The organism is Kitasatospora sp. NPDC054768 (genome assembly GCF_053612025.1).
In genome coordinates, this window is the sequence record NZ_JBSHBN010000066.1 from 29,732 (window position 1) to 45,810 (window position 16,079).

The following is a 16,079-nucleotide window of genomic DNA, read 5'->3' on the forward strand; positions in this document are numbered from 1 at the left end:
GGGGCGTGGGGGGGGGGGGTGGGGCCCGCCTTTATTGGGGCCCCCCCCCAGTACGTCCGCGCAGGTGGGGCCTGGTGCCCCCGTTAGGCGACGGCTTGACGGCGCCAGCGGCGGTAGGCGGGTTCCAGGCCGGACAGGATGGTGTCGAAGCGGCGGGTGCTGGTGGTGGAGTCGACCTGGAGGCGGCTGATCTGGAGGGGATGGGAGGGGAGCCGGGGGCCCAGGCGGTGGTCGGAGAGGAAGCCGAGGCGGTAGCCGAGCTCCTGCAGAACGGTTTCAGCACGGACGTCGTGGCCGCCGTCCGGGTAGGCGAAGGCGATCGGTGGTTCGCCCAGCCAGTGGGTGAGGGCCTCGTGGGCACCGGTGATCTCGGTGCGCACGGTGTCGTCGTCGCAGCGTCCGAGGCACGGGTGCCCCTGGGTGTGGTTGCCGATGGCGACGCCCCCGTCCCGCAGGGCGAGCAGGTCGGCCGGGGTCAGCTGCTCCTGGCGGGGTGGCCGGCGGTCGGCGCTGACCCGCAGCTCGTGCAGGCTGCGTCGGCGGTCCGGGTCCGGCATGGCCTTGAGTCGCCGGAGCAGTTGGGACGGGTGTCCGCAGTCGAGCGAGCGGGCCCGGCCCCCGTGCCGGGCCAGGAAGTCGGCTTCGTGCCACCAGAACGGCCGCTCGGTGCCGATGAGCTCCGAGATGACGAACGCGGTGGCCGGAATGCCCCGGGCGTCGAGGGCCGGCAGGGCGTGGGTGAGCACGCTCCGGTCGGCGTCGTCGAAGGTGACCAGGACGCTCCTGGGCGGCAGCGGCCGCCGCTCGGTGACGGCCTGGAGGACCGCGCCGAGCGAGACGGGTGTCGCGAGCCGCTGGAGCCGGTCGAGCTGGGCGCCGAAGGAGTGGTGGTCGGTCACCCCGTGGTAGGCGAGCACGGCGAGTCGCTGGGCGGCCAGGGCCCGGAACAGCGGCTGGACGGGGGCGAACCGCAGCCATTCGCCCCGAGCGTCCTGCTGTTCCGTGCCGCCGGCCGCCCGGTGACGGCCCCCGCCGTCCCGGTGCCCGCTGTGACGGCCCCCGCCGTCCCGGTGCCCGACATCCCGGTGTCCGCCGTCCCGGTGCCCGCCGGGCCGAGGCTCGCGATGCCGAGGCTCGCCGTGTCGATGGTCGCCCTGAAGAAGCTCACTGCGCAGAAGCTCACTGTGCAGAAGTTCGTCGTGCAGAAGCTCGTCGTGCAGAAGTTCGCCGTGGAGCAGCCCGCCGTGCAGACGGTCGGCGGGCCGTCCGGCGGGCGGGGGCAGCGCGCGCAGGCCGGGTGCCGGCCGGGCGCGGGCCATGGAGATCGATGTACTGGACTGGGACTGCGGCACGGTTCCCCCTCGTTCGCCGAGCGGCGTGGCGGTACCGCCGGAGGACGGAGCCCGGCCTCCGACTCCAGGGGCGGCGGCTCCGCTCCTGGATATTCCTGTTCTCGGTGGGGGTTCACGCCCACCCTCGAACGGCTCCTGGATCACTCAATGCCATTGAGACCGCTGTACCGGACCGATGGTTGTACCGGGGGGACGAGGATTTTTCGTGGACTGATTGTGGAGCCGGAATGCCCGCGCCGACGTCTCGGACACACCTCGCGGCGATCTCGGTGGGCCCCTGACCAGCCCGGATTCTCCGGTTGCAGAGGGTGTTCGACCCTTCACTCCCTGCGGGCTGCCACTCGCCCCGTCCCGGGGTACCTTGGGCTCATGGCAGATGCGGACCGTGACCCCTTCCATCTCCACGGGGCCTCCCGAATGGCTCGCGCGTGCAGTGGCGGAGCGCTGGTCACCCACCAGCTCCCGCTGGCCGTGGTGGGCTTGGCCTGCCTGGTGCTCGGCATCGCCGTGGCCGTGTTCGTGCCGGACAGTGACGGGCCGGCCTGGGCGATGGCGGTGGCCGGCTGTCTGGCCGCCGGCGTCCTGCTGCTGGGCCGGATCGCGTTCGGCGTGTTCCGCGACCGTCGCCGCGCCGTGCTCTGACGGCTCCCGGCCGGGGTGCCGGCCGTGCGGCAGGCGGGTTTCGTTCGGGCGTCGCCCCCACCCGTTATGTCGATCGCTCTCGGCATTTCGAAACGGCAGATCGAGCGAAATTGGTCAGACCGACTGAATATCGTCCAGTCTGACAATCTCTGGTCCTCTTCTTTCACCATTCCCGGACAACGGCTTCATCCCGCCTCTACTGTGAATGCGTTCTTCCGGCTCGACTCGAAGCGCCGCGGAGGGGGAGCGATGGGCGGCAGACCGGATCGTGCCGTGGCCACCTCATGAGACGCGCCGGCGACCTCGCCGTCGCCGCCCTGGCCGCGATCGTCGCGCTGCCGCTGGCCCTGCTGATCGCCGTCCTGCTCCGCTGCGCCGCCGGTGGCCCGGTGCTCCAGCGGCAGACGCGGACCGGACGGCACGGCCGCGAGTTCCAGATCCTGCGCTTCCGGACCGGCGGGGACGGCCGGCTCACCACCCTGTTGCGCCGCACCGGCCTGGACGAGCTGCCCCGGCTGTGGAACGTGGTGCGCGGCGAGATGGGGGTGATCGGTCCCCGGCCGGCCAGCCCCGTCCAGGTCGTGGGCTACTCCCGCCGAGAGCGCGGCCGACTCGCGGTGCGGCCCGGCCTCACCGGCTGGGCCCAACTGCACGCCCTGGACCGCGGCCGGACGCCCCGCCCGCTCAGCCGTCCCGAGTGGGCCGAACTCGATCTCTGGTACGTCGAGCACCGCTCGCTCGGGCTCGACCTGCACATCCTCGGGCTCACCGTGCTCGCCCTGCTGCGGCCCGACACCGGCCGGGCGCACCGGGTCGGCCCGGAACCGCCCCGATAGGCTGCGGTTCATGGCCATTCCCCCCTTCCTCGCCGAGCTCCGCGCCATCGTGGGTACCCGTCCGCTCTGGCTCAGCGCCGTCGTCGCCGTCGTGCTGGACGACCGCGACCGGGTGCTGCTGGCCCGCCGGGCCGACGACGGCCGGTGGGCGCCGGTCGGCGGCATCCTCGACCCGGGCGAGCAGCCCGCCGACGGCGTGGTGCGCGAGTGCGAGGAGGAGACCGGGGTGGTGGTCGTGCCCGAGCTGCTCGCCTCCGTCACGGTCTCGCCGCAGGTCACGTACCCGAACGGCGATGTGACGCAGTACCTGGTGCTGACCTTCCGCTGCCGCGCGGTCGGCGGCGAGGCACGGGTGAACGACGACGAGTCGTTGGACGTCGGCTGGTTCGGGCTGGACGAGCTGCCGCCGATGATCGAGACCGAGCACGAACGGCTGCGCCACGCGCTGGAGTGCGAGGGGCCGACGGTCTTCACCTGGGAGGGCAAGGAGCGCCCCTGAGCCCGAGCGGCCCACCCGCCGAGCCTGCCGCGCCCGCCCGACCCACCGGGCCCCGCCCGGGCGAGATCAGCCCTTGTACTGCCGGTAGGCCTCCTCCGCCGCGTCCAGCACCGCGGCCAGGTCCCCGCCCGCCGTGGCGGTCGCGGTGGCGGCCACCGCGCCCTCGACGAACGGGGCGTTGGCGAACCTGACGGGGAACGGCAGTCCGTGCTCGTCCGCGTCGGACAGCAGCGCGCGGACGGTGGTGACCGCCCCGCCCAGGTCGGCGAGCACCACCACGCCGTGGCCCTGGTCCACCCGTCGGGTCGCGGCGGCGACCAGGACGGCGCTGATGCCCGGTCCGTCCGATGGGTCGCCGCCGGTGGCGGCGACCGGCGCGGGGGAGTCGGATCCGGTCAACGCGAGCGCGAGGGAACGTACGGCGGTGGCCAGTTCCTGGCTGTGCGAGACCAGGACGATCCCGACCCGCCCGTGCACGGCGGGCCGGGCGGGGGTCGGCCGGGGCAACGAGGTGGGCGAGGGGGGCGTACGGGGTGCCGGGGGGTGGGCCGAGGGGGCGTCGGAGATGGGGATGACGTCGGCGCGGGTGCCGTCCCGGCGGCTCATCGGCTGCTCCCTTGAGCGGATCGTTGGGTGGACCGGTGGATGGATCGTTGGGCGGGTCAGTGGGCGGACCGGTGGGCGGGGCCGGTGAATGGATCGGCGTCCGGATCGGTGGCTGAATCGTTCGAGTGGCACGGGCCGGCAGGGCGGTCGGGCGGCGCCCTGGCAGCACTCTGGCAGCTGCCCGCCGCCCCCGCCGGTCGGGACACGCCTCGACCCGTCCTCCGGCGGTGTCCGTCCCCGCCCGGAGGAGTCCTCGTCAACCCGCTGACCGGGGCCGGGCGGTGTGGCTAGGCTGGCTCCGGAACGTCGTCGGGAGGAGATCGGTCAGTGGGATCCAGCAGCGGGACGAATACGGAGGCCGGCGTGGCGCGGCCGGAGTTGGCGCCGAACGGGAAGCCCAGGGTGGACTTCACCGGGGCGGAGTGGCTGTGCAGCAGTCAGGGCGTCGGGGACGTGCAGATCGCCTTCGTGGACGGCTACATCGGGATGCGGGACGGCCGCCAGGAGGACGGGCCGGTCCTGGTCTTCACGCCGGGCGAGTGGCGGGCCTTCGTGCTCGGCGCCCGGGACGGCGAGTTCGACCTCACCTGAGGCGGCGCGCCGGGCGGTTCACAGCGGGAGCGGACCCCCGATCGACGGGGGTCCGCTCCGCAGACGATCTTTCGGGTCCGAACATCACAAGTGATGATCCATTGAGCGTGCCCCGTCAGAATTTCTGTTGACTGTTAGACAAACGCAGCTCAGAGTATGAGCACGGGCAGACGCCGTGCCCACCGCCCCCACGCGGCCAGACACGGCGCCTGCTGTGCGGCCCGGCACTACTGCCAGGCCATCCTCCCAGTCATCCCCTGCGCACCGGGGTGCGTCGGCCGGTCCCGGCCCCATGAGGGGCCGGCAGTCGCCGGGAGGTTGGCGCCGACGCCGAGAGCGACTCGGATGACGGCACCGATGCTCGGGACCCGCACGCCCCCACGCGGCGGCGTCCCGAGCAGATCCACGGGAGCGACGGGCCGGGGCCCCGCGGATCTGGCTTGTGATGCATGGAACTGTTGGCTTGTGTGTTCGTGCTGTGTGCGACGACGAAGCTGGGTGCTCGGCGGTTCGGCACGACAAGTGCACAGTGAGGGAAACGCGTGTAGGGCCGCGTTGCGACATGCCGTCCCCCCGAAGGGTGAAACCCAGAACGGCTGTCGTGCTGAACCGAACGTAGCCCGGACGGTTGCTCAGAGTCAACATTGGTCTCTGAGCGTCGATCTCCCGCTCGTCCCCCGGCGGCGCCCCACCCACCTCGCGAGCGTGGTCTGCCGGACACGTACGATGTTCCCATGTCTTTTCTCCGCCGTCGCTCCGGACAGCCCGCCGGCCCGGACTTCGACGTGCTCGCGATGGACCCGGGTGACTGGCCCGGTGACTTCGGTGCGGCCATGATGACCGGCCCGGACGGCTCCTGCCAGGGGATTTTCCTGCGCTACGACCTGTTCGGCGGCAGAGGCCCGGCGATGTTCATCGGCAACCTCCCCGAGGGTTCGCCCGCCCGGGAGACCGGCGACGACGTGCCCTTCGAGGTGCGGCAGCTGCTCGCGGCGCTGGAGAACGACGAGCCGGTCGAGTTCGTCTCGGCCGAGGACTTCCCGGTGATGCTCGGGGACGACCTGCTGATCGTGAAGAAGGTCAAGGTCAGCGAGGAACGCGTGTTCTGCGCCCAGTTCGGCCGCAGCGACGGCGTCCTGGTCACCATCGCGTCCTGGGACCGACCGATTTCGGACGACCTGTATCAGCTGCTGAAGCCGCTCCCCGCGGACATGTTCCAGCAGGGCTGATCCCGGCGGGGCCGGCCGGTCCCGCCCGGGGGGCGGACGCTGCTTGACGGTATCGATCAACGGTTCGTACAGTCGCGAACATGCCGTGCCGTCTCCCGCTGCTGACCCGTCGCAGGCATCTGGACCTGCGGCGCACCGCCAGCGCGGCGTGTCCGGGCCGCTGAGGGGGGATTCGCCCCCCGGCGGCGGGCGGTCGACCGGTGTCCGGTCGGCGCCGACACCAGGGGGCGGGCCGTGAGCCGGCCTCCGGGGCCGCCAGTCGGTACCGCGCGCCCGTACGGCGTGCCGCCCGCATTCGCCGAGCCCACGCTGTCGCCCGGAGGCACCGCATCATGACGACCCGCACCGTCAACCGTTCGACCGTCGATCGTGCGTCCGAGGGCGCTCCCGCCGAACGCCGTTCCCGGACCGCCCCGCGAACGGCGGATTCCGACCGGTCCGATTCCGGCCATCTCGAATCCACCGGTTCCACACCCACCGGTTCCGCCGGTCCCGTGCCCGCCGCTTCCGCCGGCCCGGTGCGTTCCGCCTCCGCCACCGCGCCCGCCGCTTCCGCTTCCGCCTCCGCCACCACCGACCCCGTGCCCGACCGCACCGGGATCGAGGCCGCTCTCGCCGGGCTGCCCCGGGTGGTCGACCTGCTGGCCGCCCGCGCCGAGGAGCACGACCGCGACGCGACCTTCCCCTACCAGGGGATCGAGGCGGTCCACGAGGCCGGGCTGCTCACCCTCACCGTCTCCGCGCGGTACGGCGGTCCGGGCGGAACGCTCGCCGACACCGTCCGGGTGCTGTCCCAACTCGGCCGCGGCGACGCCTCGGTGGCCGTGGTCACCGCCTTCACCCTGCTCCGGCACGCCGAGCAGGCCCGCCGCGCCGACTGGCCGACGGCCGGCTACCGGCGGCTGCTCACCGAGTCCCGGCGCGGCCCGGTACTGATCAACACCCTGCGGGCGGAGCCCGGGGCCGTCGTGGGCGAGCTGCCCGCCACGGTCGCCCGACGGGACGGCGACGGCTGGCTGCTGACGGGCCGGAAGACGTACTGCACCGGCGCCGAGGCGCTCGCCTGGATGGCGGTCACCGCGCGGACCGACGAGGAGGAGCCGAGGGTCGGCACCTTCCTGGTCCGCGGCGAGAGCGAGGGCCTGGAGATCGACCCGACCTGGGACCAGCTCGGCCTGCGGGCCAGCGCCAGCCACGATGTCGTACTGGACGGGGTCCGGGTGCCGGTCGACCTCGCGCTCGGCCTGACCATCGGCCGCCGGACGGCCCGTCAGAGCGTCGACGCCGAGGCCGAACTCTCCCTGGCCTGGCACGACCTGGCCCTCTCCGCGGTGGCGATCGGCGTCGCCCGGGCCGCCGAGGCCTGGCTGATCCGTTTCCTCAACCAGCGCACTCCGGCCAACCTGACCGAGCCGCTCGGCACTCTGCCGCGCTACCGGACCGCCCTCGGCGAGATCGAGGCCCAGCTGATCGGTGCCGAGGAACTGGTCGAGGGGCTGGCCTCCCGGGTGGACCGGGGCGAGCCGGAGGCGGTCGCCCGGACAGGTCCGGCCCACCTGCTGGCGACCCGGGCCGCGACGGCGGTGGTCCAGCAGGCCGTCGCCCTCACCGGCAACCCCGGCCTGAGCCGGCGTCACCCGCTGGAGCGCTACCTGCGGGACGTGCTCAGCAGCCGGGTGCACCTGGCCGTCGACGAGACCGTCCTGGAGGCCGTCGGACGGGCCGCGCTCGAACGGGGCACCCGGCCGTAGCGCCCGGGCCCGGCGGTCGTTCCCGGAGCCACGACGTGCCCCGGCCCGGCGGCCGGGAGAGGCCCCCGACCTCCGCCCGGCGATGCCCGGGCCCCACCGCCGCGCCCCGCCCGCGCCGACCAGCGGGGCGAGCAGGGCAGGGCGGGCGGGACGGGGCCGGACCCCCGTGGCTCAGCGGGTCCCGACCGCGGCGCGGACGGCGCGGCGGGCGAGCGCCGCGTCGTCGTAGAGCCGGCGGATCATGATCCGCTGCTCCTCGCCGGCGCCCGGCACGTCGTACAGCCGGATCTCCCGCATGAGCACCAGCACCAGATTCACCAGGAACGCGTCCCGGGCCATCGTGCCGCCGTTCTGGGCGAGTTGGCTGATCTGGCGGCGTGCCGCGGTGTCCCCGGACAGGACGCTCCAGAGCACCGCCAGGTCGTAGCCGGGCAGGTACCAGCCGGCCTGCTCCCAGTCGACCAGCACCGGGCCGGACGGCGCCAGCAGCATGTTGCTGAGCAGGGCGTCGCCGTGGCAGAGCTGGAGCGGGGTGTGGCCGAGGCCGTGCAGCAGGCCGCGCAGGTCGCCGGCGTCCCGGTCGGTGAGCTGGCCCACCGAGTGGTAGCGGGCGATCTCCAACTGGTAGTCCAGGCGCGGCTGGAAGACGTCGGTCGGCGGCCGCCACAGGTTCAGCGTGCGGACCGCGGTGAGCAGCGCCCGCACCTCGCCCGGGGTGGGCGCGTTGACCGGGTGGCGCTCGCGGGCGGCCGGGCGCCCGGGGACGCGCTCCATGACCAGCACGCACCGGTCGTGGTCGGCCGCCACCAGTCGGGGCAGCCGCACCGGCGGGCGGTGCCGGACGAACGCCCGGTAGACCGCGACCTCGTGGTGGAAGTCGGCCACCAGCTGCTCGAAGTACTCACTCCGCACCGCCTGCGGCGCCAGGCACTTGGCGACCACCGGAGCCCGCCCGATGGTGCCCGCCACCAGGATGTGGCGGCTGCCCTCGCGCAGGACCTGGCGCGGGGTGAACGCGGGACATATCCGCGCGACACTGGCGAGCGCCGCCCGGACCGCCGGGGTCTGGAGCGCCGAGGGATCGATCCGCTCGGGGCCGCCGCCGGGCTGGCCGGGCCGCCGGGCCCGCAGCACCTGGCCGTCGGCCTGCCGGGCCAGCGGCATCCGGCCACCGGCCGGCATGGCGGTCTCGGGGGCGCGCAGCCCCAGCGCGGTACGGCCGGTGGGGCCCGGCGCCGTGCGGCCGGTCGGGACGACCCGGGTGTCCGTGGCCCGGCCCTCCGCGCCGCGCGGGGCCGCCGGACGGCTCGCCGGGGGCACCGCCCTCGGGCCGGTGCGGCCGGCGGCTGCGGCGGGGGGGCGCAGCGCGGGGCGGGTCGCGGTGGGCGTGGGGGTCGTCGCTGAGGAGTACATGGGCTGAGGGTGGTCCCTTCCGGTCCGTCGGCGGGTGTTGCCCCGCGGGGGCGGGGGAGGGCCGGTGCCGTGTGCTTCCTGGCGTGACGGCGGCCCTGCGGGTGGTGCGGTACGTCGGGTGGTGCGGTACGTCGTGCCGTGCGGGGGGTGGTGCGCGGGCGCCGGGCACGGACGCGGGGTCAGGAACCCCTGTTCGGCGGTGCTCCGGCCGTCCGCACCCTGGGGAATGCGGTCGGCCGGACTGCCGTGGCCGTGCCCGGCGCTCCCGCGCCACCCGGCCGCGCCACCCCCTCGGGTGAGGACCGGGAGCGCCCCGCGCCACCGTCGGGGGGACAGCCCCGACGCTGGTGGGACGCCGCCCGACCCGGGGGGCGAGGTGGCGCACCCCTACAACACACCCGTCGGGCACTGGCTTAGTAGTCTGGCGGGCCCTGGCGAACGGTGGCGAATGCTCGCCCGGCACTTGCCCGAGCCTCTAGCCTCGGATCAGCCGAGGAACCTGGGGGCTTCATTGAGCAGGGAACCCAACACCCGACTGGCCGATCTGTTCGTCCTGACCGGATGGTCGAAGGGCGAGCTGGCGCGGCTGGTCAACCGTCGGGGTGCCGCGATGGGTCAGCTGCAGCTGTCCACCGACACGTCGAGGGTACGGCGTTGGATCGAGCAGGGGGAGATCCCGCGCGATCCGGTGCCGAGGGTGCTGGCGGCCGTGTTCACGGAGCGGCTCGGCCGTGTCGTCACCACTGAGGACCTCGGTCTGGAACGACACCGGCCCACCAGGTCCGGAGCGGACACGTCCGGAGCAGTCCCGTGGTCGCCGGATCGAACAGCCGCGGTCCTCACCGAGTTCACGGGAATGGACCTCATGCTGAACCGACGTGGATTGGTGGGCGCCGGAGCCGCGCTCACGGCCGGGGCGGTCATCGCCGACTCGCTGAAGGGCTGGCTGGGAGGGGACGCGGTCGCGTACGCGGCGTCCGTCCCCGGGCCGCGACAGGTGGTCACCGGGAGCGGAGCGCACCCGGTGGTGGACGTGTACGACGCGGGCCCGGTCGGGTTCGACGAGGTGGAGTCGCTGGAGCACTCGGTGCAGGTGTTCCGGGCCTGGGACGCCGCCCGCGGCGGCGGCTTGCAGCGCAAGGCGGTGGTCGGCCAACTGAACGAGGTCGGCGGGCTGTTGACGCACCGGCACGCACCGGCGGTCGAGCAGCGGCTGTGGCTGGTCGCGGCCAACCTGGCGGTGCTGGCGGGCTGGATGTCGCACGACGTGGGCCTGGAGCCCACCGCCCAGAAGTACTTCATGATGGCGGCGGACGCGGCCAAGGAGGCCGGCGACCGGCCGCGGGCGGGTGAGGCGATCTCCCGGGCCGCACGGCAGATGGTGCACCTGGGCCGGGCCGACGACGCGCTCGACCTGATGTCGGCGGCCAAGGCGGCCGGCGGGCGGCTGCTGCCTAGAACGCGCGCCATGCTCAATACCGTCGAGGCGTGGGCGCACGCGTCGATCGGGCACTCCCAGGACACCTACCGGCTGCTGGGGGAGGCCGAGGACCTGTTCGGCGAGGAGGCGTCGGAGCCGCCGCCCTCGTGGATGCAGGTGTTCGACGAAGCCGAACTGCGCGGTATGCAGGCCCTGGTGCTGCGCACGCTGTCGGAGCACGTCCCGGCGGCGGCCGCCGAGGCCCGTCGGCACGCGGAGCGGGTGATCACGCTGCGGGAGGGCACCGGGCAGCTGCGTTCGGCGTTGTTCGACCGGATCACCCTGGCGTCGGTGCACCTGATCACCGGGGAGCCGGACGCGGCACGGTTCCAGGCCAAGATGGTGCTGAACCTGATCGGCCAGAACTCCTCGCACCGGACCTGGGACCGGCTGCGGGAGATGTACCGGCTGACCGCGCAGTACCAGGGGCTGGCGGTGGTGGACGAGCTGCGGGAGGAGCTGGGCCGGGAGCTGCGGGCGGCGGACGCCAAGAACCGGCGGCGGCTGACCTGACGGGCTCCCGGGTGGCCCCCGGCGGGTGCGCCCCGGGGACGCGGGCGCGCGTCCGTCGGAGTCAGAGCGGCGGGGCCGGGCGGAGCAGCATGTGCAGGGCGACCACGGTGCCGTCCGTGCCGAGGACGGGCTCGCTCGCGCACTCGACGCCGTCGTGCCGTCCGCAGGGGCGGCGGACCCGCAGGGTGCCGGCGGCGTGGCGGCCGTGCACCAGGGCGTCGGTCATCATCCGCCGCAGCAGCGGCCGGTCCGCTTCGGGGAGGCGGTCGGGCAGCCGGTCGAGGCTGAGCGGGCCGTGGTCCGGGTCGCAGCCGAGGAGGAGGTAGGTCTCCGGGCTCCAGTGGATCCCGTCGGTGAGCAGGTCCCATGCGGCGGAGCCGAGCAGACCGTCGTCGATTCCGCCGTGGCCGCCGCCGTTGTCCAGGTAGCGGCCGGACGGCTCCTGCGTGGTGCCGTCCACTCTGCCGTCCGTTCCGCTGCCGGCGTCGCCCGTGCCGTCGCCGGCACCGTTTCCGCCCGCGGTGCCGGGAACGTCCGCCGCGGTGCCGTGCACCGTGCCGCTCCCGCCCGTCGGGGCGCCGTCCACCGCGGCGGCTCCCGGCGGGCGGGTGGCGCCTAAGGGCATGTTCATGGCGAACCCATCGCTCGGGTACGGCCCGTGGGGTGCGAGCCGTTCGGACAGTGAGAAGACTGTCGCACAGCGTCGTCACCCTTGCGGGCGATTTGGACAGAACGCAGGCAAAATTCCTCTGGCATATGCCACTGTGGCCGGAGCCTTCGTCGCCCTGTGTGCGGACCGGGGCCCGAGGCGGTAACCTTCGGTGATTCCGGCGCCCGGGCGCCCACCGCAGTACCGACCAGAGACCCCGGCGACGGAAATCCCGTTGCCACTCCGACCGCCGCAACGGATGCTGACCTCATGTTCGAGCCAGTGATAGCACCCAGTGCCAGCCTCCTAGGCCTCCTTCAGCGAGGCCGTGGTGACGGGCAGCTCCACGCGCTGGCCGCCGACCGTGCCGAGGCCATCGCCGCGCTGGAGGAGTGTGTCACCAGGGACCCGCGAGCCGACTGGCAGGTCGAGAGCCGCTCCCTCTACTACGCCCGCATCTACATGGACCTGGAAGCCCCCCTCGAAGGCATCGAGGACCACCTCCACTCCGCCGAGGACCTGGTCACCGACGACGAGAGCCGCACCGGCCTCGCCCTTTCCGTCCTGGGCCACCTCGCCGCGTACGGCCGGCGCGACGCGCTGCTGATGCTGCGCGAGTACGCCGCTACCGGTGCCAACTGGTCCTGGGCCCTCGACGAGCTCGCCCTGCGGGACGACGACCGCGGCCTGCTGCTGCTCGGCACCGCCGTCCTGGACCACTTCGCGCCGGGCCCCGAGGGCGACGCCGAGCTGCGCGAGTTCATCCGCAACGCGTACGAGCCCCGCCCCTGGCGGCTGTGGGCGGCCTACCACCCCAGAGTGGCCGCGGCCAGTGAGCAGTCACCCTTCGACCTGTGGCAGCGCCAGATCAACCGCAGCGGCGTCACCCCCGGCTGGTCCACCGCCGACGTGCTGGCCTGGGCCGACCAGGGCGAGCTCGGCGGCCTCGGGGTCGGCGCCTTCCTCGGCCGCCCCGACGGCCGTGGGGAGCCCGCACGCGGCACCGACGCGCCGTCCGGCCCCGACGCGGTGGACCGCCGCGCCGCCGCTGCCGCCCGCTGCCTGACCGCCGTGGTCCGGCCCGAGGACCGCCCGCTGCTGCTGGAAGCGGCGCGCGACGGCCTCCCCGGCGCGCGCCGGGCCGCCCTGCGCCACCTGGTCGAGCAGCGCGACCCGGCCGCCGTCGGGCTCATCGAGGCCGCCGCCGCGGACGTGGACGACCGGATCGTCCGGGCCGCGCTGGAACTGCTCGGCCGGATGCGCGGCCCCGAGGTGCTGGTCCACGCCCGGCGCTGGGCCGACCCGGCCAGCGGCGGCGCCGACAGCGCGCTCGGCGAGGCCGCCGTCCAGCTGCTCGCCGACGCCGGGGAGCCGGCCGACGCGCCGCTGGTGGTGGCCGGGCTGCGCCACTGGATCTCCGTGCGCGGGGTCAGCGGTACCGGGCTCGGGTCGCTGGTGGACGGTGCGGGGCGGCTGGCCGCCGCCGACGCCGTGCCGGTCCTGCGCCACATCTACGGCGAGGCCGCCTCCTCCGAGCTGCGCGGACGCGCCGCCCAGGCGCTGGCCGCGACCGACGTGCACTTCCCCGAGGGGCCCGCCGTCGAGTGCCTCTGGGACTGCGAGGAGTCCACGCGCGAGCTCGCCGCGCGCCACGTCGCCACCACGGGCGACGCGCGTGTGCTGGAGCGGTTGCGCAGGCTCGCCGCCGACCCGGCCGAGGAGGCCGAGGTCCACGCCGCCGTGCGCGGCCGACTGACCGCCGCCCGGGAGTTCGGGCGTTAGGGTCGGCCCACAACGTTCAGTGGGCCGGGACACCGACACGGTGTCCCGGCCCACTCGTTTCCGCGGGTCCTCGTACTGAAATCCGGTTCTACTTCACCGCGCCCGCGTCCGGGGTCAGCACGCCTCCGATGACCAGTCCGATGATCAGGACGCCGAGCAGGACCCGGTAGACCACGAACGGCATGAAGCTGTGACTGGAGATGTACTTCAGGAACCAGGCGATCGCCGCGTAGCCGACCACGAAGGCGATCACGGTGGCCAGGATGGTCGGCCCCCAGGCCGGCGCCGGACCCTCACCGATCTTGAACAGCTCCAGCGCCCCGGAGGCGAGCACCGCCGGGATGGCGAGCAGGAACGAGTAGCGGGCGGCCGCCTCCCGGCTGTAGCCGAGCAGCAGGCCCGCGCTGATCGTGCCGCCGGAGCGGGACACACCCGGGATCAGCGCCAGCGCCTGGGCGAAACCGTAGATGCCCGCGTGCGGCAGCGTGAGGTCGGTGATCGGACGGGCGTGGCGGACGGCCCGGGTGCGGTCGGCGAAGGCCAGGACCAGGCCGAAGACGATCAGGGTGGTGCCGATGATCCGCAGGTCGCGCAGGTGGGTCTCGATGGTGTCCTGGAACAGCTTGCCCAGGATGCCGATCGGCAGGGTGCCGATGATCACGAACCAGCCCATCCGCGCGTCCGGGTCCGAGCGCAGCGCCGGCCGGAACAGGGACAGCGACCAGGTCTTGATGATCGAGGCGATGTCCCGGCGGAAGTAGATCAGCACCGCCGTCTCGGTGCCGAGCTGGGTGACGGCCGTGAAGGCCGCGCCCGGGTCGTCCCAGCCCAACAGGGCGGAGAAGACCCGCAGGTGGGCACTGGAGGAGATCGGCAGGAACTCGGTGAGGCCCTGGATCAGGCCGAGGACGGCCCCGTGGAACCAGTCGATCACCGGGCACCCGCCGGGGATATCCGTCGGGCGTGGGGCAGGGGCGGCATGGGCGGGTCCTTGCGGGTCGGAAGGGCATGCGGGGCCGCCGTGACCCGCCCGGCCCGCGGGCCGCGCGCGAGCCCGGCGCGCGGCTGATGGTACGGGGTGAAGGTGACGGTTCTTTGTTCACCCTTTGTCGCGGCTTTGCGCACAAGCCCGCCGCCGCTCCGGAGCCCGCCCGGCGTTGGGTCTAGAGCACCGGCCGGGCCCGGACCCAGGTGCGGTCCGCGGTCAGGTAGCGCTCGACCACCAGGTCGGCCTCCGCGAGCGCCCGCTCGAACGCCTCCGTGTCGAGCGGGCGGGACAGGAAGGTCTGTGTCCAGGTGCCGTCCGGGAAAACGTACTCGAAGCGCACGGAGTTGACGCCGTCGCCGACCGGCGTGGCCGAGACCAGCCGGGCCCGGGCGTCCGGGCCGATGGCGCTCTCCCGCGGTACGTTCCGGTGCCAGTCCTCGCCCTCGCGCTGCACCAGTACGCAGCCGTCCTCGGTGACGTGGCGGCGGCAGGTCTCCAGCAGGCCCCGGCGGACCGTCACGTCACCGGCGTGCACCAGGAAGGAGGCGAGTACGACGACGTCGAAGCGCTCGCCGAGGTCCAACTCCTCGATCGGGCTGCGCACCGTGCGGACGTCCGCGCGGACCCGGGCCAGCATGTCGGGGGACTCGTCCACGGCCGTCACTGCGAAGCCTCGATCGGTCAGCGGGTGCGTCATCCGGCCGACGCCGCAGCCGAGTTCGAGGATGCGCGCACCGGGCGGCACCGCGGCCTCGATCACGTCCGGGGCGTCGCCCACGGGGAGCCGGGCTCCACACCTCGACGGCGCAGCCGTCCGGGCTGATCGCGCCCTCACCCGTTCCGTCGTAACCCGCGCGTCGTTCGTCTGCCATGCCCTTCATCGGAACACGGACGGGTGCACAGGGGAAGAGGGTGTCGGAACGGGATTGTCAGATACCCCAGGGGGGTATATGTTCGACAGCGACGGAGCGAGGGAAGCGGCGCCGAACGGGGCGCCGGGGCGCGTGGAGGACGACATGGCACACCCCGAGCAGCACGAGCACCAGGAGCGGGCCGAGCGGCAGCGCGCCGCTCACGAGCACCACGGACACCATGAGCGGCACGGGCACGACCATGTCGGCCACCACGGCCAGCAGGCCCACGGCGGCCACCACCAGGCCGGCGGCGGTGGCGGAGCCGGCTGGCGGACGGCCGCGCAGGCGACCCTGCACTGCCTCGCCGGGTGCGCCATCGGCGAGATCCTGGGCATGGTGCTCGGCACCGCCTTCGGCCTGCACAACGGCGCGACCGTGGTGCTCTCGATCCTGCTGGCCTTCGTCTTCGGTTACGCGCTGACCATGCGCGGCGTGCTGAAGGCCGGCCTCGACGTCGGCGCTGCGGTCAAGGTCGCGCTGGCCGCCGACACCGTCTCGATCCTGGTGATGGAGCTGATCGACAACACCGTGATGGTCACCGTCCCGGGGGCGATGGACGCGGGCCTCGGCGACCTGTTGTTCTGGGTGGCGCTGGCGGGTTCGCTGGCCCTGGCGTTCGCGCTGACCGTCCCGGTCAACAAGTGGATGATCGGCCGGGGGCGCGGCCACGCCGTGGTGCACGCCCACCACGGGCACTGATACCACCCCAGGGTGTCGAAGCCTCTCGCCTGCGGCCCGCGCCGGGCCGTAGGCCGGTGGGGGGGGGCGCGGCGGGTGGGGGGCCCCGTATAAGGCGGGGGGGCCGCCGAGTGGGGCAGGGTGGGGGGGACGCAC

15 protein-coding genes and 1 pseudogene are annotated in these 16,079 nt (G+C 73.9%); 10 read left to right on the forward strand and 6 right to left on the reverse strand.

Annotated features, from left to right (window positions below):
• Positions 1-83 precede the first annotated feature (83 nt).
• Positions 84-1,319, reverse strand: a complete 1,236-nt coding sequence (locus ACWGKU_RS20885) for a polysaccharide deacetylase family protein (protein WP_452180639.1) — start codon at positions 1,317-1,319, stop codon at positions 84-86.
• 450 nt (positions 1,320-1,769) lie between these two features.
• Here ACWGKU_RS20885 and ACWGKU_RS20890 point away from each other — a divergent pair, with 450 nt between their 5' ends.
• The 3 genes from ACWGKU_RS20890 (at position 1,770) to ACWGKU_RS20900 (ending at position 3,329) form a co-directional block, all read left to right on the forward strand.
• Complete coding sequence (locus tag ACWGKU_RS20890) at positions 1,770-1,994, forward strand: hypothetical protein (protein ID WP_359914598.1); 225 nt, start codon at positions 1,770-1,772, stop codon at positions 1,992-1,994.
• A gap of 284 nt (positions 1,995-2,278) precedes the next feature.
• A complete protein-coding gene (locus ACWGKU_RS20895; protein ID WP_452180640.1) occupies positions 2,279-2,830 on the forward strand; it encodes a sugar transferase in 552 nt (183 codons plus the stop codon).
• Positions 2,831-2,840: 10 nt separating this feature from the next.
• Complete coding sequence (locus tag ACWGKU_RS20900; protein WP_452180641.1) at positions 2,841-3,329, forward strand: NUDIX hydrolase; 489 nt, start codon at positions 2,841-2,843, stop codon at positions 3,327-3,329.
• Between the two features lie 66 nt (positions 3,330-3,395).
• Here ACWGKU_RS20900 and ACWGKU_RS20905 read toward each other — a convergent pair whose 3' ends face one another.
• On the reverse strand, positions 3,396-3,935 hold the full coding sequence (locus ACWGKU_RS20905; protein ID WP_359914607.1) for a PTS-dependent dihydroxyacetone kinase phosphotransferase subunit DhaM: 540 nt from the start codon (positions 3,933-3,935) through the stop codon (positions 3,396-3,398).
• Positions 3,936-4,298: 363 nt separating this feature from the next.
• Here ACWGKU_RS20905 and ACWGKU_RS20910 point away from each other — a divergent pair, with 363 nt between their 5' ends.
• The 4 genes from ACWGKU_RS20910 to ACWGKU_RS20925 all read left to right on the forward strand — a co-directional run bounded on the left by ACWGKU_RS20910 (position 4,299) and on the right by ACWGKU_RS20925 (position 7,506).
• Positions 4,299-4,526: a DUF397 domain-containing protein gene (locus tag ACWGKU_RS20910; protein WP_359914630.1), complete on the forward strand. Its 228-nt coding sequence runs from the start codon at positions 4,299-4,301 to the stop codon at positions 4,524-4,526.
• A 734-nt stretch (positions 4,527-5,260) separates the two neighbouring features.
• Positions 5,261-5,755 carry a hypothetical protein gene (locus ACWGKU_RS20915; protein WP_030058989.1) on the forward strand — a complete coding sequence of 165 codons (495 nt, stop codon included), beginning with the start codon at positions 5,261-5,263 and terminating at the stop codon, positions 5,753-5,755.
• An 80-nt stretch (positions 5,756-5,835) separates the two neighbouring features.
• Complete coding sequence (locus ACWGKU_RS20920) at positions 5,836-5,919, forward strand: putative leader peptide (RefSeq protein ID WP_350526312.1); 84 nt, start codon at positions 5,836-5,838, stop codon at positions 5,917-5,919.
• A gap of 330 nt (positions 5,920-6,249) precedes the next feature.
• Complete coding sequence (locus ACWGKU_RS20925; protein ID WP_452180642.1) at positions 6,250-7,506, forward strand: acyl-CoA dehydrogenase family protein; 1,257 nt, start codon at positions 6,250-6,252, stop codon at positions 7,504-7,506.
• 171 nt (positions 7,507-7,677) lie between these two features.
• On the opposite strand, the gene ACWGKU_RS20930 is transcribed toward ACWGKU_RS20925, so the two are convergent.
• Entirely contained in the window at positions 7,678-8,688 is a 1,011-nt protein-coding gene (locus tag ACWGKU_RS20930) for an aminoglycoside phosphotransferase family protein (protein WP_359914633.1), read from the reverse strand.
• 742 nt (positions 8,689-9,430) lie between these two features.
• On the opposite strand from ACWGKU_RS20930, the gene ACWGKU_RS20935 reads away from it, so the two are divergent.
• On the forward strand, positions 9,431-10,912 hold the full coding sequence (locus ACWGKU_RS20935) for a DNA-binding protein NsdB (RefSeq protein WP_401050257.1): 1,482 nt from the start codon (positions 9,431-9,433) through the stop codon (positions 10,910-10,912).
• Positions 10,913-10,973: 61 nt separating this feature from the next.
• Here the strand turns inward: ACWGKU_RS20935 and ACWGKU_RS20940 are convergent, their stop codons facing one another.
• Complete coding sequence (locus tag ACWGKU_RS20940) at positions 10,974-11,543, reverse strand: hypothetical protein (protein ID WP_452180643.1); 570 nt, start codon at positions 11,541-11,543, stop codon at positions 10,974-10,976.
• Positions 11,544-11,831: 288 nt separating this feature from the next.
• On the opposite strand from ACWGKU_RS20940, the gene ACWGKU_RS20945 reads away from it, so the two are divergent.
• The gene (locus ACWGKU_RS20945) at positions 11,832-13,343 is read left to right on the forward strand and encodes a HEAT repeat domain-containing protein (RefSeq protein WP_401050252.1); all 1,512 of its coding nucleotides are present in this window, start codon (positions 11,832-11,834) and stop codon (positions 13,341-13,343) included.
• Between the two features lie 88 nt (positions 13,344-13,431).
• Here ACWGKU_RS20945 and ACWGKU_RS20950 read toward each other — a convergent pair whose 3' ends face one another.
• The gene (locus ACWGKU_RS20950; RefSeq protein WP_380353153.1) at positions 13,432-14,274 is read right to left on the reverse strand and encodes an undecaprenyl-diphosphate phosphatase; all 843 of its coding nucleotides are present in this window, start codon (positions 14,272-14,274) and stop codon (positions 13,432-13,434) included.
• A 232-nt stretch (positions 14,275-14,506) separates the two neighbouring features.
• A pseudogene (locus tag ACWGKU_RS20955) lies at positions 14,507-15,203 on the reverse strand (class I SAM-dependent methyltransferase).
• Positions 15,204-15,347: 144 nt separating this feature from the next.
• Between ACWGKU_RS20955 and ACWGKU_RS20960 the strand changes: the two are divergent.
• On the forward strand, positions 15,348-15,944 hold the full coding sequence (locus tag ACWGKU_RS20960) for a DUF4396 domain-containing protein (protein ID WP_452180644.1): 597 nt from the start codon (positions 15,348-15,350) through the stop codon (positions 15,942-15,944).
• Positions 15,945-16,079: the final 135 nt, after the last annotated feature.